The organism is Salmonella sp. WC3 (assembly GCF_042932255.1).
Lineage (GTDB): Bacteria > Pseudomonadota > Gammaproteobacteria > Enterobacterales > Enterobacteriaceae > Salmonella > Salmonella enterica.
In genome coordinates this window covers 712,041-733,395 of sequence record NZ_CP170629.1, presented here as the reverse complement: position 1 = coordinate 733,395, position 21,355 = coordinate 712,041, and the positions used below count along the sequence as shown (strand labels likewise).

Below are 21,355 nucleotides of genomic sequence, written 5' to 3'. Positions count from 1 at the left end.
TTTTATTCAACTCTGCGCCACACACGCTCATAAGATCGCTATCCGCCTTCTCTTAAATTATTTCCCTGTTTTGTATATAGCGTATTTACGGCACGGCCTCCACCAGGAATACGCAATAAAATAATGATGCAGAAGAAGACTTACCCTATTTGCCGATATTATTATGGATCAAGTAGTTACGTAGAGGTGGTAAACACTGGGGAGGTTTCAACAGGGTATATCCTGTGCGCACTCGCTGGAGGGAGTAAAGGTTGTGTAACCAGCGGAGAATATCTCTGGATATTCTCCGCTAATATTGGAGAGGTATCAGGCTATTACATCGCGACGTTTCCCCTGAATTTCACGCAGCTTGTTCTCGGCCAGCCGTTCAATTTCTGTTAGCGGCACCCCTTTTGTTTCCGGCACATAACGAGAAATAAAGACATAGCAGACCAAATTAAAGACGACAAAAATCCACATCGAGAAAGCGCCGCCGAAGGTCTCCTGCAGCCAGGCGTTATCATTTATGACCGGGAACAACAGTGAGATGAGGAAGTTGGCTATCCACATCAGGCTCACCGCCAGCCCCATCCCAAAACCTTTTATCTTTTCAGGGAAAACCTCAGAAATCAGTACTCATGCGCCAACGCTCCAGCTGACGGCAAACAGCAGCATAAAAAACAGGATGCCAAAGATGGTAATGTAGCCTGTATCGTGGGTGTACAAACCGTATGACGCGATCAACAGGCCGACAATTGAGCCGATGGTACCAATTTTCATAATCGGTATACGGCCATAGCGGTCGAACAGGATCATGCCGATAAAACTGCCCACCACATTACATACCGCGATAAAAATGGTCTGGAACATAACCACTTCGGTACTGCTGTTCTGCAACACCAGCGGCGCATAATAGTTCATTACGTTAACGCCTGTGAACTGTTGCAAAACGGCGATACAGCATCCAACCAACAGAATATAGCGGAGCACCGGCGAGCTTTTCAGGTTGGTGCGTTCTCCCCCGGCGACGTTGTCCTGTGGACGTACGGTTTCTTTCATGCTGTCAAAAATAGCGGCCACATCTGTGGCCGTTAATCCACTGTAGATCCGGGTAAGCACCTTTATCGAACGAGCTTCGCTGCGGTTGTTACGGGCGCACCATGCCGGTGATTCGGGTAGGAAAAGCGTAATCGCTAACATCGCAATGGAGGGTACCACTTGGGCAAAAAGCATAGTCTTCCAGCCCTGGGAAACCAGCACATCAGCAGGCATTCCTTTTGCTATCAGATAGTTGACTATAAACACGATAACCTGGCCAGATACCACGGAGATATTGTAAATGCCCAGCGCTTTGCCGCGAATTTCAGCAGGCGCCAGTTCAGACATATACATGGTGGATGCCGTTCCGGCCATCCCAACCGCAAAACCACACACAATGCGGGAAAGGGAGAAGATCATGAACGATTCACTCATCGCCGCCCCTAAGGAAGAAGCGATAAAAATGATCGCAATGATCAGAAGCGCAGGTTTACGCCCCAGTTTATCGGCAATTTTTCCACCGACCAGCGCGCCGATGATACAACCAATCACGATACTGGAAACGGCCCATCCGGTCTCGGTTGGCGTCAGTTGGTAATACTGCTGTAAAGGCAATACCACCCCGGTAATCACCGCCGTTGAATAACCAAACATCAATCCAGCCAGCGCCGCAATACAACACAGGACGTACACATAGGCCGAATTGTACTTACTTCTCTGAGACATAATCCCTCCCTTGCCTGTTGAGGAAACAACACACCAATGAAATTTTTCATTTTATTTTTGCATTCATTAGAAGAAAAATTCCATGCAAAAGATCACGAAATGGAGATATTCCAGGAAAGAACAAAAAGTACGGCCCCTGACAAATTGAGTTCAGGCACTGTCACAAAAGCAATAAAATCAAGTAAATTCATCAAGATAGGGGATGACACTGCGCAAAACGCAGCATCTTAACGATAAAAAACGCCAGGATTATGAAATTCGAAATGTGATACCCATAACAAAACATAAGTTTCATTATTTATAGTTTTGAAATTAAAACATAGGTTGTGAAACGAGAGTTCTCAATAGCTATAAGATCGTCGGCAGAGCTACGGCAATGACCGACATAAGATGAATTTGTCTATTTGTTCACTAAATTCAAACAGATAGATGAAGTTTATTCTGGAGATAATCTACCTATGTCCACATCAGATAGTTGTTATAATACGGGTTACATATTACGCATCTGCGCGATTGCCGCATTGGGCGGAATATTATTTGGCTACGATACTGCTGTTATTTCAGGTGCGATTGGTTCACTGACCAGCTACTTTCATCTATCTCCTGCTGAGACCGGCTGGGCGGTTTCCTGCGTTGTGGTGGGGTGCGTTATTGGTTCGTTTAGCGCCGGATATTTATCTAAACGTTTTGGACGCAAGAAATCATTGATGGTTTCAGAGCTGTTATTCACTATTTCCGCAGTGGGCACCTCCCTCTCCTACACGTTCACCCATTTTGTGATTTATCGCATTATCGGTGGACTGGCAGTCGGCCTGGCGGCAACAGTATCACCGATGTATATGTCTGAAGTCTCACCGAAAAACATGCGCGGCAGAGCATTAAGTATGCAGCAGTTCGCTATCGTTTTCGGTCAGATTCTGATCTTCTACGTTAACTACAAAATAGCATCGATTGCAGCGGATACCTGGCTCATTGAACTTGGCTGGCGCTATATGTTTGCTGCGGGTATTATTCCCTGCATTTTGTTCTGTATTTTAGTCTTTTTAATCCCGGAATCTCCCCGCTGGATGATGATGATTGGTCGCGAGGAGGAGACGCTAAAAATACTGACCAAAATATCCAACGAAGAACATGCCAGACATCTTCTTGCCGATATAAAAACCTCACTGCAAAATGACCAACTCAACGCCCATCAAAAACTCAATTACCGCGACGGGAACGTGCGTTTCATCCTGATTCTGGGCTGCATGATCGCTATGCTGCAACAGGTAACAGGGGTTAACGTCATGATGTATTACGCGCCAATCGTCCTTAAGGATGTGACCGGTAGCGCCCAGGAGGCCCTGTTCCAGACAATCTGGATCGGCGTGATTCAGCTTATCGGTTCCATTATTGGCGCAATGATTATGGATAAGATGGGGCGTTTGTCGCTGATGCGTAAAGGCACTATCGGCAGCATCATCGGCTTGTTGCTCACCTCATGGGCGCTGTACAGCCAGGCAACCGGTTATTTCGCGCTATTCGGTATGCTGTTCTTTATGATTTTCTACGCGCTTTCCTGGGGCGTGGGCGCATGGGTGCTTATTTCTGAAATATTCCCTAACCGGATGAGGTCGCAGGGAATGAGTATTTCGGTCGGATTTATGTGGATGGCAAACTTTTTAGTTTCGCAATTCTTCCCGATGATTAATGAAAACCCGTATTTACTTTCGCATTTCCACGGCGCATTTCCAATGTGGATATTTGCCATCTGCTGCATCTTCAGTTACTTCTTTATCTGCCGTTACCTGCCGGAAACAAAAGGCATTTCGCTGGAGAAAATGGAGAGCGTAGTGTTAGCAAAACGCAGAAAAAAACTGCAGCCAATTCAAACCGAACGTTATTCTGATTAAGTTTCACCACAATGCCAATGATCGCTAAATACGATCATCGGCTTGTTTTTTTACTCCGTCGCCAGCGCCAGTGAAACCGCTAACGTTTGCGCCAGACACATGGACGCGACCTGAGAACGGAAACCATCGACCTGCGCTTCACGTACCACAAAACAGACTTCACTGAACGCTGCCAGCGGGCTGACTTGGCTATCGGTTATCGCAATATGGTGCGCACCGCGTTTCGCGCCAAGCTCGACTAATTCCACCACTTCCTGCGCGTAAGGCGAGTAGCTGATGGCAATAACAACATCGTCGGGGCTGACCATACTTAGCTGTTCAGAGAACATTCCGCCAATACCGTCAATTAAAAATGCCCGTCTCTCCAGATGACGCAATGCGTAGGTTAAATAACTGGCCACGCTAAACGAACGACGTAATCCAATCACATAAATATTGTCGGCTTTCGCTAACAGATTTACCGCCGCATCCAACTGCTCATTTTTAATCTGCACCGGTAATTGTTGTAATACCTGTGCATTCACCATTGAAAATAGCTTCAGAATTTCACCCGGCTTTTCCGGGGTAGGTTCCCCTTCATCCGCATTTTTCTGTCTGAACAGACGCGCCCGCTCGGTATAGCTTACTGTTTCCTCCATCAGGTGCTGGCGAAATACCTGTTTCATTTCATTAAATCCGCTAAAACCAAACGCATTAGCAAAACGAATCAGTGTCGAAGGGGGAACATCGGCATGTTGCGCGATGGAAGCGACCGTGTCAAAAGCAACGCTATTACTGTTATCCAGAATATACTGAGCAACTTGTTTAAGACGTTTGCTAAGGCTGTCATAGCGACTGCGGATATCATCCTGCAGTAAGGAAAGTTGAGTTTGATGTTTAGACATGCATGATACTCTAATAGAACGAAAATTTCGTAAATAACCATATTAGCACAAATGAACTGAACATACAGTTAACAACATTCAAATTGCGCTGTGGTTACCTTCAGTACAGAATTTGCTGGCGGGCTGGGTTCTGAGCAATCTGAATCTGACCGCATAAATGCGACAGGATCAGCATTGTTATGACTGGACGATGCCCGCAGCCAGGCTGCATCGCAAACGTTGAAAGGCAGAAGATGACGTTTATAAATCACGAAACCTTCATCTGTTATTGCGAACTGGCTCTTTTCGTCCCGCATACGGCAACCGGCGGAACACTCTTAGTGTATTACACTGATTACTTTAAGGATATGCGTCTACTCTTTTTCAATACTGAGCGGCAAATGATTTTTCAGTATTGCTTTAACGTCTCCCGGCGAGCGGAATGCGCTTTCGATGGCAAGATGCCCCATATAAAACAGCCAGCCACAAGGCTGGCTGACCGCATAGTCATTTAATACGCTGTTACGTTCTGAGCTTTTTTCGCCAGCCCATCCAGCAATTTCTGATGGATGCCGCCGAAACCGCCATTGCTCATCACCAGGATGTGATCGCCAGGCTGTGCGGTTTTCACCACCATGTCCGCCAGCGTATCGACATCTCCACTCCAGTGAGCAGGCTGTACGCAGGCTTCGGCGACTTCCGCCACTTGCCACGGAATATGTGGCGGCTGCAGCAGGAACACTTCATCCGCACGCCCTAACGACGGCGCCAGGTCATCCTTGCATAACCCCATCTTCATCGTGTTAGAACGCGGCTCCAGCACTGCGATAATGCGCGCGGTGCCGCCCACTTTACCGCGCAGCGCCGCCAGCGTGGCCAGAATTGCCGTCGGGTGGTGAGCAAAATCGTCATACACCGTCACGCCGTTCGCTTCGCCGCGTAGCTCCAGACGGCGGCGGGCGTTAATAAATGACCCCAGCGCGCTGGCCGCTTCTGCGGGCGCGACGCCCACGTGGCGCGCGGCGGCAATCGCCATCAGACCGTTGTGCATGTTATGTTCGCCGACCAGGCCCCATTTCACATCGCCGACTTTTTCGCCGTCCAGCCACACTTCCCACTCGGAAGCATCCGTAGTCAGCTTCTTCGCCTGCCAGTGTCCCTGCTCGCCCACCAGCTCTTGCTCGCTCCAGCAGCCCAGCGCCATGGTCTGTTTCAGGTTGATGTCGTTTTCCGGCCAGATGATGCGCCCCTGCCCCGGCACGATGCGCACCAGATGGTGGAACTGCTTCTGGATCGCTTTCAGATCGTCGAAGATGTCGGCATGATCAAACTCAAGGTTGTTGAGGATCAGCGTCCGCGGGCAGTAATGCACAAATTTAGAACGTTTATCAAAGAACGCGCAGTCGTACTCATCCGCTTCGATAACAAAGAACGGGCTCTCGCCCAGGCGCGCGGAAACCTCAAAGTTGCCCGGTACGCCGCCGATCACGAAGCCCGGTTTGTACCCGCACGCTTCCAGTATCCAAGTCGCCATGCCTGCGGTCGTGGTTTTGCCGTGGGTACCGGCGACCGCCAGTACCCAGCGGTCGCGCAACACAAAGTCGTGCAGCCACTGTGGACCAGACATAAAGGGAATGTTTTTTTCCAGCACCGCTTCCACGCACGGATTCCCGCGCGTCATCGCATTGCCGATAATCACCAGATCCGGCTGCGGATCGAGCTGGCTGGCGTCATAACCCTGGATCAGATCAATGCCTTGCTTCTCAAGTAAGGTACTCATCGGCGGATACACATTGGCGTCCGAACCCGTTACTTCATGACCAAGCGAGCGAGCCAGCATCGCCAGCCCCCCCATGAAAGTGCCACAAATTCCCAAAATATGAATGCGCATACGTCACTATCCTTTTTTTATCTGCGAGCCATTTTACGCACATGTCTGGCAAGTGAGAAACGCATTTCAGGTAAATCTGTACTTTGCTGGCGCGATTCACCTGAGCGCATCATCTGAAATGTTTGTTAAGATTGTTACGGTCGCTTTACTCCAATCAATTGCAGGGAAAGTGTTATGAAAACGTTAGGTGAATTTATTGTCGAAAAGCAGCACGAGTTCTCTCAGGCTACCGGTGAGCTCACTGCTTTGCTGTCGGCAATAAAATTGGGCGCCAAGATCATCCACCGCGATATCAACAAGGCCGGTCTGGTCGATATCCTGGGTGCCAGCGGTGCTGAGAACGTACAGGGCGAGGTTCAGCAGAAACTCGATCTGTTCGCGAACGAGAAACTGAAAGCTGCACTAAAAGCGCGCGATATTGTAGCGGGCATCGCATCGGAAGAAGAGGACGAAATTGTCGTCTTTGAAGGCTGCGAACACGCGAAATATGTGGTGCTGATGGACCCTCTGGATGGCTCTTCTAACATCGACGTTAACGTCTCTGTCGGTACGATTTTCTCGATTTATCGCCGCGTGACGCCCGTCGGCACGCCAGTCACCGAAGAAGATTTCCTGCAACCCGGCAACAAACAGGTCGCTGCGGGATATGTCGTGTATGGCTCGTCCACCATGCTGGTTTACACCACCGGCTGCGGCGTACACGCTTTCACCTACGATCCGTCGTTAGGCGTGTTCTGTCTGTGCCAGGAACGTATGCGTTTCCCGGAAAAGGGTAAAACCTACTCCATTAACGAAGGCAACTACATTAAATTCCCGAATGGCGTGAAGAAGTACATCAAATTCTGCCAGGAAGAGGATAGTTCAACAAGTCGCCCTTATACCTCACGTTACATTGGCTCTCTGGTGGCCGATTTCCATCGCAACCTGCTGAAAGGCGGCATCTATCTCTACCCCAGCACCGCCAGCCATCCGCAGGGAAAACTGCGTCTGCTGTATGAATGCAACCCGATGGCGTTTCTCGCGGAACAGGCCGGCGGCAAAGCAAGCGATGGTAAAGAACGTATTCTGGATATCATTCCGGAAAGCCTGCACCAGCGCCGCTCGTTCTTCGTTGGCAACCGCCATATGGTTGACGATGTGGAACGCTTTATCCGCGAATACCCGGACGCGTAATCTTTACCACCATGCGGACTAACGCATGAAGCCGCCATTGGGCAATAACATGTCCGATGGCGGCGTTGCCTTATCAGGCCCGTGATTTTTCCGGTTCTTAACCTTTGTCGTTTATGCTCCGCAACGACGCGCCAGATGAGGCGGAAACGAAAACAAGCGAAGACTTTCGGCGTGAGTTGGCTATAATACTCGCCACTTGTTTGTCATAAATTCAAAGGAAACAGACATGAGCTTACTCAACGTCCCGGCGGGTAAAGAACTGCCGGAAGATATCTACGTCGTTATCGAGATCCCGGCTAACGCAGATCCGATCAAATACGAAGTTGACAAAGAGAGCGGCGCGCTGTTCGTTGACCGCTTCATGTCCACCGCGATGTTCTATCCGTGCAACTACGGTTACATCAACCATACCCTGTCTCTGGACGGCGACCCGGTAGACGTTCTGGTCCCGACGCCGTACCCGCTGCAGCCAGGCGCCGTCATCCGTTGCCGTCCGGTTGGCGTACTGAAAATGACCGACGAATCCGGTGAAGATGCGAAACTGGTTGCCGTACCGCACACCAAACTGAGCAAAGAGTACGATCACATTAAAGATGTGAACGATCTGCCAGAACAGCTGAAAGCGCAGATCACTCATTTCTTCGAGCATTATAAAGATCTCGAAAAAGGCAAATGGGTGAAAGTTGACGGTTGGGACAACGCCGAAGCGGCTAAAGCGGAAATCGTTGCCTCCTTCGAGCGCGCAGCGAAGAAATAAGTTCGCTTTTACATAATCGTCAAGATAAAGGCTCTCATAGTAATGAGGGCCTTTTTATTGGCTAATGAATAGAACACAATTTTTATCATTATTAGTTTAACATTCACGGAATGAATAAGACTTTACCTTATTTTTTATTAAAAAGGGTTGAATACGCTCACGGTTTCTCTAAAAAGCTCAAGATAATAATTGTTTTGTGAATGCCCCCAGACTCCCATGGACTTACGCCCTAAATATTAGCAAGCGCTAAAGTCTTATTTAGTGCATAAGCCCGATTACCTTTTTAATAAGGTATCCTAAGCTCTCCCTACCAATAACCGTATTTTTAATCCAACATAACATCCGCTCAAAACACACTTTTTAATATATTTTTAAGGGCTGCCATAATTATTTACTATTTTAAGAGATTATGATGAAAAATGATATATTAATTACCGGTGGACATATCATCGATCCCGCTCGTAATATTAATGAGATTAACAATTTACGCATCATTAACGATATTATCGTTGATGCCGATAAATATCCTGTAACTTCGGAGACCCGGATTATCCATGCCGACGGCATGATCGTTACTCCCGGTCTTATCGATTATCACGCGCATGTTTTTTATGACGCGACGGAAGGCGGCGTCAGGCCTGATATGTACATGCCGCCGAATGGCGTCACCACCGTCGTGGATGCAGGTTCTGCCGGTACGGCAAACTTTGATGCCTTCTACCGAACGGTGATTTGCGCCAGCAAAGTTCGAATCAAAGCGTTTCTGACCGTGTCGCCGCCGGGCCAAACCTGGTCACAAGAAAATTATGATCCTGACAATATTGATGAAAATAAGATCCACGCGCTGTTTCGCCAGTATCGCAACGTTCTTCAGGGATTAAAACTCAAGGTTCAGACTGAGGACATTGCTGAATATGGCTTAAAACCGCTGACTGAATCCCTTCGTATTGCCAACGATTTAAGGTGCCCCGTGGCAATACACTCGACTCATCCCATCGTTCCCATGAAAGAACTTGTCTCCTTGCTACGCCGCGGCGATATTATCGCTCATGCGTTTCACGGCAAAGGTAGCACCATTCTTACTGATGAAGGCTCTGTCTTAGCCGAAGTCCGTCAGGCAAGGGAAAGAGGCGTTATATTTGATGCCGCCAATGGTCGCAGCCATTTTTCAATGAACACGGCACGCCGGGCCATCGCCAATGGCTTTCTTCCGGATATCATCAGTAGCGATCTCTCAACCATCACTAAACTCGCCTGGCCTGTTTACGCCTTACCATGGATTTTATCGAAATATTTAGCACTCGGCGTCGCGCTTACCGATGTCATTAACGCCTGTACCCATACCCCAGCAGTTTTAATGGGTATGGCAGCAGAAATTGGTACGCTGGCCCCTGGGGCATTTGCCGATATCGCCATCTTTAAATTAAAAAACAGGCATGTTGAATTTGCCGATATTCATGGTGAAACGCTCACGGGGACGCATGTGCTGGTACCACAAATGACCATAAAATCCGGTGATATATTATTTCGTCAAATTGATTTTGGCGCGCGGCCAAACGGAGTTGAAAAATGACCTCAATGCAAAAATGGCTACGGATCGGCGCGACATTAATGTTCGGCCTTTTTGTTGCTTATCTTGACCGTTCTAATCTTTCCGTTACGTTACCTACGATTACACACGACCTGAATATTGATGGCGCAACGGCCAGCATTGTATTAACCATATTTCTTATTGGCTATGCCTTTTCAAATATTTTTGGCGGCGTATTTACCCAGCGATACGATCCGAAAAAAATAGTCATTCTGATGGTGCTAATCTGGTCGATTGCGACCGTTTTTGTCGGATTTACCTCGTCAGTGTACGTTATTTTGATTTGTCGGCTGGTGCTTGGCATTACCGAAGGCATTTATTGGCCGCAGCAGTCCCGCTTCGCCAGCGACTGGTTTTCAGACAAAGAACGGACGCAGGCGAATAGTATTATTCAGTATTATGGACAGTTCCTGGCATTAGGACTGGGATTTATGATTTTGTCCCCGCTGGATGCTGCCTTCGGTTGGCGAAATGTTTTTATTATCACTGGTGTGATCGGCATTGTTGTTGTGGTTCCACTTTATATAACAATGCTGAAAAAACAGGAAGAAGCGCCTTATTATCGTGCGCCGGCGCCAACAGAGAAAACTAAGCTTACCCTGGAATCGCTGGGCGGAACCCCCTTCCTACTTCTTATTTTTACCTACATTACTCAAGGGATGTTGTTCTGGGGAATTACGTTATGGATCCCCATGGTTGTCAATTCTCTCGGCTATACCGGATTCAGTAAAGCATTGGTCAGTTCTCTGCCTTATCTGACTGCGGTTATACTGGCAATCCCTATCTCATGGATCAGTGATAAAACACAAAAGCGTGTACTTATTGCTTCACTGGGCCTACTAATCCCCGGCGTGATGTTATTTCTCCTGCCATTTGTCGATGCGCCAGGCTTTAAAATCACGCTCATTACCCTGGCGATGGGTTATTATGCCGCCAGCTTTACCCCCAATATCTGGTCGATTATCCAGTCGAACGTTAAACCCCATGCGATTGGCCCAGCCTCCGGTATTATTAATGGCATCGGCGCCGGCGGCGGCGGTACGCTGGCAGGCCTAATGGTCGGCTATTTTTACCGGACAACCGGCAGCTATATGCAGGGATTTATGGTTCTCGGATGCATTGTTATCCTGGGCGGCGCGTCATTATTGATCTACGGCAGAATAAGAGCTCACCATGCCCGGCGCTAGCGTCATCAGCCAGAATGTAAAAAAACAACGCCACCCGAGGGTGGCGTGTTCAGTTCAGGGCTGGTTTCTGTCTAACCAGTCACCGCTTTCAATCAGAGTTAACCCATCAACAGGACGTTGATATACATACATCCATGCGCTGCCGTAAGGCGTCTGGATTAACTGGCGTGCGTATTCACCGCCCCTGGTGCGCAAAGCATCAAGTTCGGCCAGCGTGGCGTTATCAATTCGATAAACTTCACCGTATACCGCTCCGTTTCCCGGAACTGCGCCTGGATAGTGGCCCAGACTATACAACTGGTAGTTATCGATACGGTAATCGCCAAGCAATTGGGCATTGGTCATCCAGTGACTGTTGCCTTGTTTCTGTCGTAAACTGCCATAGACAAATATTCGCATTGCTAAAACTCAAACTGATAGAGCAAATCAAGTGCCTGATCTACGCCAGACACTGCTTCCAGATATAGCTTAGGCATCAGGCGATAACGTAACGTGAGCGTCGCCAGAGAGTCAAATATCCCTACACCATACTTCACCTGTAGACCCGGCAGTACATAGCCGCTGACCACAACCTGGGACGAATCGCCCCCCCCTTGCGTGTCCAGCGCCAGATTACTTACACCGAATGTCTCTCCGATTTTACCCACAACCTGACCACTTTGCGCAACCCCCAGGCCAATAAGCATGGAAGTCATTGCTGCGCTATCACTCTGATTGCTGTCCAACCCCTGCCCACGCAGCAGATAAGAAAGCGCTTCAGCCTGCGGCATCGCCGGATCGGAGAAGATTTCCGCTTTGGGTTCATCAGCAGTGCCTGTGACACGCACGCCCGCAATGACATCGTCTTCGGTGGCGTCAGGGTTACGGATCGCTTCGATATTGAGCAGCGGCTGATCCGGCGGGCCGGAGAACAGCAGCTCGCCTTTACGGACAAGCAGGTCCTGGCCGTAGGCGCGGAATCGGCCGTCAGGAATATTGATTTGACCATTCAGCCCCAGCCCCTGCTTATCCTGCGCGACTTTCAAATCGCCGGTCAAACGCGCTTTAAGCCCGAAGGCGTCGATGCGCACGTTGTTGCCGACGTGGACCGTCAGATTACTGTTGATGGGAATAGACGCTGTCTGCGGCGTTTCTGGTTGCAGGTCATTGTTGAGCATAACCACATCGCTGGAGACGCCGACCGCGCTCTCCGGCAGGTCGTGCACCACAATTCGCGCCCACGGAACGTCCACACGCCCATCCAACGTGAACAGCGAAGGCGTCGCGTCAAAGACCACATCCGGCGAGACATCCAGGCGCACCATCGGCGGAACGGTAATCCGCACCCGGCTGCCTTTCGCCGTCACCCGCGCGCGCCAGTTGTCAATCTGGCTCCAGTCGGCGTTACCGTTCAGGTTAATTTGCCCTTGTTGTGTTCGCACGATACCGGCGAGCGTCGAACGCGTCCCGCTAAAGTTCATGGTGAGCTGGCTCGGCTGCATCTCAAACGGCATAAAATTACCGTCAATATCCAGCGCGCTAAGCTGCAACTGACCAAACAACTGCGGGCTTTGCACATCGCCGCCCAGACGTAGCCTGGCGTTTAACATTCCCGCCGCTTTTTCGCCGCGCGAAAAGACAGGGTTGACCATCGCCAGATTGACATTGCGCATGTTGACGTTACCGCCGAGATTGCGCCGCCCCTGAGGATCGGTTACCTGCACCTGGCCATCGAATTGACCATTGTTCGTCAGGCGAATCAGCCATCCCAGTTCGGCGCGATTATTGTGCAGATCAGCGCTGAGGTTCAGCGTCTCAAACGCGACCGGTAACGGCGCGTCATTGACGGTCTGCGTGACCTTCACATTACGACCGGAAAGCGTGACCGTCCCCTGCGGCAATCCCTCCTGGGTGGTGTCCCACGACACATCCGCTTTCCCGCTAAAGACCCCGCTGGCCTGCGTGGTATCAGGCATAAATGGCTTCAGCATCGCCAGATCAAAGCGGTTGAGATTGACCACCGCCCGTCCTGCGGCGCCCGCATCAATGGTTTGCGGTACGCACAGCTCGGCGTTCGGGTTCAGCCAACAATGCGGCCCGATACTGATTTTCTGTTCTTTATTACGGTAGTCCAGCGCAATCGCGCGGGTCAACGACCATGGCCCCACTGGCGTCTGGAAACGGGTGTCGCTTAACGTCCCTTTCCAGCGCGCCGCCTCGCGATCAAAACTGCCTGTCAGGGAGAGTTGACCGGATACCGGCTCTCCCTGAACACGGAGCTGTAGCTGATGCTGCTTCTCGCTGCCTTTGGCGTCAAGCGTCACCAGATTGATGTTAACGTCGGGTTGCGAAATCCGCTCTACGCGAACGTTGAGATGGCCCGCTATCTGATCGGTGGATTTAATATCGCCCTCAATGCGCGCCTGGGCGACAGACAGCTCCTGCCAGCGCAGACCGCGGGCGGTGATATCCGCCAACAGCTGCGGCGCTTCTACCGTACTGCGGACTTTAACGATTCCTTTTGCCATGCCGCCCAGCCCTGGCAGCGCATTATCCAGCCCTGGCGCATCGATGGCGGCGTCAAGATTCAGCTCCTTAACGCCAAGCTCGCCTTTTATATCGGCGCTGTTTGGGCCCAGCGCAAGGTGCAGCCCCGGGATCGTCCACTGCATGTAGCTGTTGCCCTTTAGCGTCCCGTTGACGTTAACGCTGTTCTGCTTCACATTGCCGGTCAGCTTGAGCTCCGGAACATCCATCTGCCAGGTACCGCCGTAGAGGCTGCCTTTGGTTTTCATGACGCCGTTAAGCTTCGCGGGCCAGTCCGGGATCTCTTTAGCGGTATTGATGCCATTCAGCGTCAGTTCGCCACGCCAGCTAATCGCCTGCTGCCAGTCCACCAGCGCTTTCAGTTCGGTTTTTCCCTCCAGAGCGGCGATGGTGAGTTTATCGAGATTAATCTGCCGCTCATTCCCTTTAGCATCCAGCGTGATGGTCGCCGGCGGAATATCTTGTCCTTTCACGGCGGTTCGCATCGACAACGTATAGTCGGTCATCTTACCGCTCAGTTTGAGCTTCAGATCGTCAGCCTGAAACTGGGTATCACCCGTCAATGGCCAGGCAATGCGTTGGCTGACGACTTCAAGATTGAGCGGTAAACCGGCCTCCGCTAGCCGCGTCTGGGCGCGAAGCGCGACATCCATCGGCCCGGAAAGGTTCACCCCGACCTCCAGTTGTTCGCGTAACGCGCCGCCGACCTTGAGTTTTATCTTTTCACCCTTTAGCGGATCGATATTCAGCGTACTGTTGAGCGTAATATCAACCGGCCAGTTATTGGCGAGCTGCGCCGTACCGGAGGCTTTCACCGTGCCCTGGTTGGCGTCGATATCCAGCGTATCCAGCTTCATATTACCGTCGATACTGCTGACTTTAAGCAGCATCGTGCGCACCGTCAGATCGGTATCGCCGGTGATGCGTAGCTGCTCGCCGCGAAACGACTCGATATTCAGATTGAGCGGCAGGTGAACATCGGTCATCTCCGGCATTACCGGTTTTGCAAACAGATCTTTTAGCGTTTCGCCAAGCGGCTTTTCATCCGGTTGAGGTTTCTCGATTTTGGGTTCAACCACCTCTTCCTGCGCCACGTCAGCGACCTTCGGCAGCGCGATCAGCAATCCCTGAAGCCGCGTCGGTTTCAGGGTCAGGTTTTTCTCCTGCCATGCCAGCCCGGAGGTAAAATCCAGCACCGAAACGGTAGTGTCATCAATCTTGATATTGATGTTATTCAACGCCACGCGCGACAGAGTGATGGGCCAGGGGGTGGAGAGGTTCAGCGGTCCGCTTTCTTCCTCTTCTTGCGCCGGTTCGGAAGGCGGCATTTTTTTGCTGTCGATAGCGACATTAATGTCTTTTAGCGCCAGATCATTGACGCACAGGCTACTGCGCCACAGGCAATCAAGCCCGACGGCCAGATGAATTTCGCCCGCATTCACCGCAACGCCCGGCTGCTCATAGCGGATATTTTTTAACGATAAGTCCCGCCAGCCGCCGGTGACCTGCCCAATCTCCAGCCCCGGCACCCAGCGGTTCGCCGCACTGAATACCAGATGCAGCCCCGTCGTCGTCCCGACCAGAAACGCAACGCTCGCCAGTAACACCACAATGAAAATCAACACGCCGAGGCTTATTTTCTTCCATAAACTCATAATTCAGGCCCCAGACCGATATAAAACTGTAAACCGTGTTCGTCTTTGTCGCCGACCGGTACGGCAAAATCGAGTTTGATAGGCCCAACCGGCGACGCCCAGCGCACGCCGACCCCGGTCCCGGTTTTGAAATCGCTACGGCGAATATCACTCACCGCCTCGCCGCTATCGACAAACACTGCCCCCCACCATTTGCCGGTGACGTTATACTGGTACTCCAGCGATCCGGTTGCCAGTTTTGAGGCGCCTTTAAGATTGCCGTCGCTATCTTTAGGCGAAATAGATTTGTATTTATAGCCGCGAATACTGCGGTCGCCCCCGGCGAAGAAACGTAAATCCGGCGGAACTTTGTCGAAATCACCGGTTTCTATCCAGCCCAAATTGGCGCGCATCACAAAACGGTGGCGATCGTACAAAGTCCGAATCCAGACGTTTTGCGCCTGCAGCACGGAGAAATCCACGTCGGAGCCCCAGGCCGTATTCGAATAGTCTACCGAGTAGCGCTGCGAATCGCCCCAGGTTGGCATCAGCCCCCCTCGCGAGCGGGTTCGGCTGATCATCACGCCCGGGTAGAACAGCATGGTGGTATTGGTGACGTTCCCCTGGGTAAAGTGGTCGAAACTCCAGCGCAGGTTAATCGCCCGCTGCCAACCGCTGGAAAGGTCCCAGTAACGCGACACGGCAAGCGTGGTCGAGTCCTGCTCCGTATCATTCAAATCGGTACGTTTAAAACCGCCCTGTACCAGATAGTATTGCTCCAGCGGGTTTTTCAGCAGCGGCATTTTATAACTAAAATCCAGCACCTGTTCCGGCGCAGAAATACTGGTGCTGGTGGTCAGGCTATGACCGTAGGAGTTCATCCACGGTTTTTTCCACGACGCTTTCACGCGCGGCCCGACGTCGGTGGAGTACCCCACCCCGGTTTCAATCGTGTTTTCGGTTCGCGGCGATACCACGCCTTTTAACGGCAGAATTTTTGTTTTACGCGATTTCTCAAATTCCGGCGCCACCACGACAGAATTAAACCATCCGGTAGCGGAAAGTCGGCGGTTTAGTTCCGCCAAATCTTTCGATTCGTACTCATCACCCTCTTTAAACGGCAACAGATTTTGTAAATATTCATCACGAATCTGCGAACCTTCGAAGGTGACAGGTCCGAAGCGATAGCGCTCACCGCTATCATAATCAATATCCCAAAACGCCTGATGGCGGCCCAGAGCAATTCCCAACTGACTTTTAACGAATTCGCTGTCGAAATAGCCTTTACGTAGCGACACGCTGGTTAACGACTTTTTAAAATTGTCATAGTCTCCCTGGTTCAGCACCGTGCCGATTGCCGGACGCGTTTTCAGTAAGGCCAGATAATCTTTGTCCGTGCGCGCGCCGCCGCGTAAAATGACTTCTGTACCGCCAATCAACACCGGCTGGCCGGGCGTAACCCTGGCGATTAATACCTGCCGTCCTTTCGCAGGCGGTGGAAGCAAGTCGAATTTGATAGTGGGTTCGTAATAGCCTAACGCTTTAAGCCCTTCGCGAATCGCATCATCAACTCGGGCGCGAAAGCGCCGATCCGGCGTCACCTCATCGCTCTGAATCGTAGAGAGCTGTGCGCGAACGTTTTTTTCCAGCTCTCCGGATAGCCCTTCGACTTTCAGACGAACATTTGCGGCTACCGCAGAACTGCTCAGGCACAGTAAGCTAACCCAACATAACTGACGGATATGTGGCACATTTTCTCCTGAATATCCCCTATTCCCACCCCTGGAAAAAATCACACTACCGCTCCGCGGCTTAACATAAAATCAACAATTTCGATTGAAAAGCAGACGACTGCCCAAATATTTCTTATGGTTAAATCCAGATACATTAATGTTGTTATTGTGTGCAAAGATGCGTCTCGTTACAACCTTAACGCCAATTAACGCTTTCGGGAGAATAGCTCATGAGTTTATTTGATAAAAAACATCTGGTTACTCAAGCAGATGCGTTACCAGGACGCAACACCCCGATGCCGATCGCCACTCTGCATGCGGTAAATGAACACTCTATGACCAATGTCCCTGCCGGGATGGAGATCGCCTACTTCGCGATGGGCTGTTTCTGGGGCGTAGAACGTTTATTCTGGCAATTGCCCGGCGTATATAGCACCGCAGCAGGGTATGCAGGCGGTTACACGCCTAATCCAACCTACCGGGAAGTCTGCTCCGGGCAGACCGGCCATGCCGAAGCAGTACGGATAGTGTACGATCCTGCCGTTATCCGTTATGAGCAGCTTTTACAGATCTTCTGGGAAAATCACGATCCGACGCAGGGGATGCAACAGGGTAACGATCACGGTACGCAATACCGTTCTGCGATTTATCCCTTAACGCCGGAACAGAATGCCGCCGCTCACGCCAGTTGCGAGCGCTTTCAGTCGGCAATGGCCGCCGCCGGAGACCATCGCCCTATTACCACGGAAATCGCCCATGCGACGCCGTTTTACTACGCCGAGGATGAACACCAACAGTATCTGCACAAAAATCCATACGGTTACTGCGGGATTGGCGGGATCGGCGTTTGCCTGCCGCCTGACGCGTGACGACGCTGGCGTAGGGGGAACTTGTCGGAGTTGAAAATGAACCCTCTGGCGACTTTACAGTAGCTTACGCTATACTAGCCCTGAACTTATCGGCTCACTGCTACGAGCCGGTTTTCATTAAACGTTACCACACGGATTTATAAACTTCCCTTCCGAGGATCTGGCGTTTCGCCGGATAAGATATGTTAAACAGTATATTCATTATATTCTGCCTGATCGCTGTAAGTGCGTTCTTCTCCATCTCCGAGATCTCGCTTGCCGCATCACGTAAGATTAAACTTAAGTTATTAGCTGATGAAGGCAGTATCAACGCACAACGCGTATTGAAAATGCAGGAAAATCCCGGCATGTTTTTCACCGTTGTGCAAATTGGCCTGAACGCCGTCGCTATTCTTGGCGGTATCGTCGGCGATGCGGCATTTTCGCCCGCCTTTTCCGCCCTTTTCTCGCACTATATGTCGCCAGAACTCTCCGAGCAGCTGAGCTTTATTCTCTCTTTCTCGCTGGTGACGGGGCTGTTTATCCTGTTCGCGGATTTAACCCCGAAACGCATCGGTATGATTGCGCCAGAAGCTGTGGCTTTGCGTATCATCAACCCGATGCGCTTCTGCCTGTTCGTTTTTCGCCCGCTGGTGTGGCTGTTTAACGGCATGGCAAACAACATCTTCCGCCTGTTCAAAATTCCAATGGTGCGGAAAGACGACATTACTTCTGATGATATTTACGCAGTGGTGGAAGCCGGCGCGCTGGCGGGCGTCTTGCGCAAGCAAGAGCACGAACTGATTGAAAATGTGTTTGAACTTGAATCCCGCACCGTACCGTCTTCTATGACGTCGCGCGAAAGTATCATCTGGTTTGATCTGCACGAAGACGAACAAAGCCTGAAGAAAAAGGTCGCCGAACATCCGCACTCAAAATTTTTGGTGTGTAATGAAGATATCGACCACATCATCGGCTATGTAGACTCCAAAGATCTGCTGAATCGCGTGCTGGCGAACCAAAGTATGGCGCTGAATAGCGGCGTGCAAATTCGCAATACCTTGATTGTGCCGGATACGCTGACCCTTTCTGAGGCGCTGGAAAGTTTCAAAACGGCGGGCGAAGATTTCGCGGTCATTATGAATGAATACGCTCTGGTCGTCGGTATCATTACGCTGAACGATGTGATGACCACGCTAATGGGTGACCTGGTCGGCCAGGGACTGGAAGAGCAAATTGTGGCGCGCGATGAAAATTCCTGGCTGGTTGACGGCGGCACGCCGATTGACGACGTCATGCGCGTGCTGGATATCGATGAGTTTCCGCAATCCGGCAACTATGAAACCATTGGCGGCTTTATGATGTTTATGCTGCGCAAGATCCCAAAACGTACTGATTCGGTGAAGTTTTCCGGCTACAAATTTGAAGTGGTGGATATCGACAACTACCGTATCGATCAGTTGCTGGTGACGCGTCTCGACAATAAAAGCAACGTACCGGCGCCGAAACTGCCCGATGCGCAAGGTAAAGAAGACAGCGCGGCCTGAAATACGTTTGCCAGAAACATCAACGGCTCCTGATTCAGGAGCCGTTTTTTTTTACTTTTTTAACCTACTGCATAGCACTTTTGGTTACGCCATCTCAGTTTGCAGACGCATAACCTGACGGTTAACTTCAGACATCACAGACAAGTGCTGCTTGTCTCTCACTTTTGGGATAAGAATCTTACCCTTATCGAACTCAAAAGCGCCAACATCCTTGATATATAACCGTCCACGGAACAGGATCTTCACGTACTTCGCCACCTGTAGCGGGTTGTAGCGTTGGAAAATTTTCATTGTTGTCTCCTGCAGAGTATTACGCCCTTGCGGTGCCACAATCAGCCCAACAGTTTTAAGGCGCAAATTTTAATGCCATATGACTATAGACCATATCTACGTCGTTTCCAGTGTGCATAAGTATATTTACCTTTTGATTACAGTTATTCAGAATTATCTAAACATCAGCTCATTTTTCTCAGTATATGCCTTCATTTTTCACAGGAAGTGTGCGCCCGCCCGCAAACTGGCATCCCCTTTGCGGGAAAAAGCATCAATCGCACATATGATTAACTGTCGGCCCAAAGTGGTCGGATCACCTGCAAAAAAATAAAGAAGGAATGACCATGACCCTACGTAAAATTCTGGCGATGTCGTGTCTGCTACTCCCCATAATGGCTTGTGCGCATAACCTTGAAGATAACCAACGGGTGCCGCCGGTAGGCATTGCCGATCGTGGCGAACTGACGTTGAATAAAGATGAGTTTAGTTATAAAAACTGGAATAGCGCGCAGCTGGCGGGAAAAGTGCGCGTCCTGCTGCACATTGCGGGTCGAACGTCAGCGAAGGAAAAAAACGCCACGCTGATTGAAGCGATTAAATCAGCCAAGCTCCCGCATGACAGATACCAGACGACCACAATTGTGAACACCGATGATGCGATCCCAGGCTCCGGTATGTTCGTGCGTAGCAGTATAGAAAGTAATAAAAAGCTCTACCCGTGGTCGCAATTTATTGTCGACAGCAATGGCGTGGCGCGTAACGCCTGGCAATTAAAAGAAGAAGGGTCCGCCGTCATCGTGCTTGACAAAGACGGTCGGGTTCAATGGGTGAAAGATGGCGCGTTAACCCAGCAAGAGGTACAGCAGGTGGTCGACCTGCTGCATAAGCTCCTCAGTAAATAGTCACCCGGAAGCCGGGGTTAAGGAACGATTCACGAGGGGTATAGTCCAGCGTTTTTCCCTGCCAGTCGTGAACGTGCGCCCCGGCTGCAACGGCAATGGCATGACCTGCGGCAGTGTCCCAGACGCTGGTCGGCCCAAATCTGGGGTAAAGCTGCGCCTGGCCTTCCGCCACAAGGCAGAATTTCAGCGAGGAACCAATAGAGGTGGTCTGATGTTCGCCAAGCTGTTGGAGATATTCGGTGAGTTCATCATCCGTATGCGAACGGCTAATCACCACCAGCGGCGGGCGGGCATCCCGGACCTGAATCTGCTTACGCACCCCGCACTCCTCTTTCCAGGCCTTACCTTCCGCCGCGTAGTACATCACTTTCAGCACCGGCGCATAGACCACGCCCAACACCGGCTTGCCCTGCTCAATCAGCGCGATATTGACCGTGAATTCGCCATTGCGCTTGATGAACTCCTTGGTGCCGTCGAGCGGATCGACCAGCCAGTAACGCTGCCAGTGCTGGCGCACTTCCCAGGCGGGCGGATCCTCTTCTGAAAGCACCGGAATATCCGGCGTGAGCGTGCGTAACCCTTCGAGAATCACGGTATGTGCGGCGATATCCGCCGCAGTGACTGGAGAATCGTCCTGCTTGCGGGCGTACTCCATCGGTTTGGCTCCATCATAAACCTGCATAATGGCATCGCCCGCGTTCCGTGCAAGCTGGCATACTTGTTCTAACATTCTCCACCTCTTTATGACAGGGGCGTTAACTCGTTGTTTTACTTATACCCGATCGTTAAGGGTTC

At 50.8% G+C, this 21,355-nt stretch carries 16 protein-coding genes and 1 pseudogene; 9 read left to right on the top strand and 8 right to left on the bottom strand.

Translation table 11 applies throughout. From position 1 onward, the window contains the following. Positions 1-306: 306 nt before the first annotated feature. A pseudogene (gene iolT2, locus ACFK9X_RS03450) lies at positions 307-1,743 on the bottom strand (myo-inositol import MFS transporter IolT2). A 36-nt stretch (positions 1,744-1,779) separates the two neighbouring features. Here iolT2 and ACFK9X_RS03445 point away from each other — a divergent pair. Both ACFK9X_RS03445 and iolT1 read left to right on the top strand, forming a co-directional pair. After that, positions 1,780-1,974 (top strand): hypothetical protein, encoded by a 195-nt coding sequence (locus ACFK9X_RS03445; protein WP_061379907.1) that lies wholly within the window; start codon positions 1,780-1,782, stop codon positions 1,972-1,974. A gap of 227 nt (positions 1,975-2,201) precedes the next feature. Continuing rightward, positions 2,202-3,635 (top strand): myo-inositol import MFS transporter IolT1, encoded by a 1,434-nt coding sequence (iolT1, locus tag ACFK9X_RS03440; protein WP_151115530.1) that lies wholly within the window; start codon positions 2,202-2,204, stop codon positions 3,633-3,635. 50 nt (positions 3,636-3,685) lie between these two features. On the opposite strand, the gene iolR is transcribed toward iolT1, so the two are convergent. Both iolR and mpl read right to left on the bottom strand, forming a co-directional pair. Further along, the gene (gene iolR / locus ACFK9X_RS03435) at positions 3,686-4,519 is read right to left on the bottom strand and encodes a myo-inositol utilization transcriptional regulator IolR (RefSeq protein WP_000033840.1); all 834 of its coding nucleotides are present in this window, start codon (positions 4,517-4,519) and stop codon (positions 3,686-3,688) included. 490 nt (positions 4,520-5,009) lie between these two features. Further along, positions 5,010-6,389, bottom strand: a complete 1,380-nt coding sequence (gene mpl / locus ACFK9X_RS03430) for a UDP-N-acetylmuramate:L-alanyl-gamma-D-glutamyl-meso-diaminopimelate ligase (RefSeq protein ID WP_021001075.1) — start codon at positions 6,387-6,389, stop codon at positions 5,010-5,012. 174 nt (positions 6,390-6,563) lie between these two features. Here mpl and fbp point away from each other — a divergent pair, with 174 nt between their 5' ends. The 4 genes from fbp (at position 6,564) to ACFK9X_RS03410 (ending at position 11,097) form a co-directional block, all read left to right on the top strand. After that, positions 6,564-7,562: a class 1 fructose-bisphosphatase gene (fbp, locus tag ACFK9X_RS03425; RefSeq protein WP_000853764.1), complete on the top strand. Its 999-nt coding sequence runs from the start codon at positions 6,564-6,566 to the stop codon at positions 7,560-7,562. A 226-nt stretch (positions 7,563-7,788) separates the two neighbouring features. Then, a complete protein-coding gene (gene ppa, locus ACFK9X_RS03420) occupies positions 7,789-8,319 on the top strand; it encodes an inorganic diphosphatase (RefSeq protein ID WP_391027641.1) in 531 nt (176 codons plus the stop codon). 409 nt (positions 8,320-8,728) lie between these two features. Next, positions 8,729-9,892, top strand: a complete 1,164-nt coding sequence (locus ACFK9X_RS03415; protein ID WP_151115528.1) for a metallo-dependent hydrolase — start codon at positions 8,729-8,731, stop codon at positions 9,890-9,892. After that, complete coding sequence (locus ACFK9X_RS03410) at positions 9,889-11,097, top strand: MFS transporter (protein ID WP_000203131.1); 1,209 nt, start codon at positions 9,889-9,891, stop codon at positions 11,095-11,097. Before ACFK9X_RS03415 ends, ACFK9X_RS03410 begins: the two co-directional genes overlap by 4 nt. A 54-nt stretch (positions 11,098-11,151) precedes the next feature. Here the strand turns inward: ACFK9X_RS03410 and ACFK9X_RS03405 are convergent, their stop codons facing one another. Genes ACFK9X_RS03405 through tamA form a run of 3 tightly spaced genes read right to left on the bottom strand, consistent with a single transcriptional unit; the run spans position 11,152 to position 17,008 of the window. After that, on the bottom strand, positions 11,152-11,496 hold the full coding sequence (locus ACFK9X_RS03405; RefSeq protein ID WP_001219167.1) for a gamma-glutamylcyclotransferase: 345 nt from the start codon (positions 11,494-11,496) through the stop codon (positions 11,152-11,154). 2 nt (positions 11,497-11,498) lie between these two features. Beyond that, positions 11,499-15,278 carry an autotransporter assembly complex protein TamB gene (gene tamB / locus ACFK9X_RS03400; RefSeq protein WP_151115526.1) on the bottom strand — a complete coding sequence of 1,260 codons (3,780 nt, stop codon included), beginning with the start codon at positions 15,276-15,278 and terminating at the stop codon, positions 11,499-11,501. Continuing rightward, positions 15,275-17,008, bottom strand: coding sequence for an autotransporter assembly complex protein TamA (tamA, locus tag ACFK9X_RS03395; protein ID WP_001120235.1), 1,734 nt, complete (start codon positions 17,006-17,008; stop codon positions 15,275-15,277). The genes tamB and tamA overlap by 4 nt, the downstream gene beginning before the upstream one ends. A 212-nt stretch (positions 17,009-17,220) precedes the next feature. Here tamA and msrA point away from each other — a divergent pair, with 212 nt between their 5' ends. Both msrA and ACFK9X_RS03385 read left to right on the top strand, forming a co-directional pair. Further along, positions 17,221-17,859 carry a peptide-methionine (S)-S-oxide reductase MsrA gene (gene msrA, locus ACFK9X_RS03390; RefSeq protein WP_151115524.1) on the top strand — a complete coding sequence of 213 codons (639 nt, stop codon included), beginning with the start codon at positions 17,221-17,223 and terminating at the stop codon, positions 17,857-17,859. A gap of 182 nt (positions 17,860-18,041) precedes the next feature. After that, positions 18,042-19,385 (top strand): hemolysin family protein, encoded by a 1,344-nt coding sequence (locus tag ACFK9X_RS03385; RefSeq protein WP_000934974.1) that lies wholly within the window; start codon positions 18,042-18,044, stop codon positions 19,383-19,385. A gap of 84 nt (positions 19,386-19,469) precedes the next feature. On the opposite strand, the gene ACFK9X_RS03380 is transcribed toward ACFK9X_RS03385, so the two are convergent. After that, a complete protein-coding gene (locus tag ACFK9X_RS03380; RefSeq protein WP_000689229.1) occupies positions 19,470-19,676 on the bottom strand; it encodes a DUF1107 domain-containing protein in 207 nt (68 codons plus the stop codon). A 326-nt stretch (positions 19,677-20,002) separates the two neighbouring features. Here ACFK9X_RS03380 and ACFK9X_RS03375 point away from each other — a divergent pair, with 326 nt between their 5' ends. Beyond that, complete coding sequence (locus tag ACFK9X_RS03375; RefSeq protein ID WP_000175301.1) at positions 20,003-20,560, top strand: YtfJ family protein; 558 nt, start codon at positions 20,003-20,005, stop codon at positions 20,558-20,560. On the opposite strand, the gene cysQ is transcribed toward ACFK9X_RS03375, so the two are convergent. Beyond that, positions 20,550-21,290, bottom strand: coding sequence for a 3'(2'),5'-bisphosphate nucleotidase CysQ (gene cysQ / locus ACFK9X_RS03370; RefSeq protein ID WP_000893398.1), 741 nt, complete (start codon positions 21,288-21,290; stop codon positions 20,550-20,552). The genes ACFK9X_RS03375 and cysQ overlap by 11 nt on opposite strands. Positions 21,291-21,355: the final 65 nt, after the last annotated feature.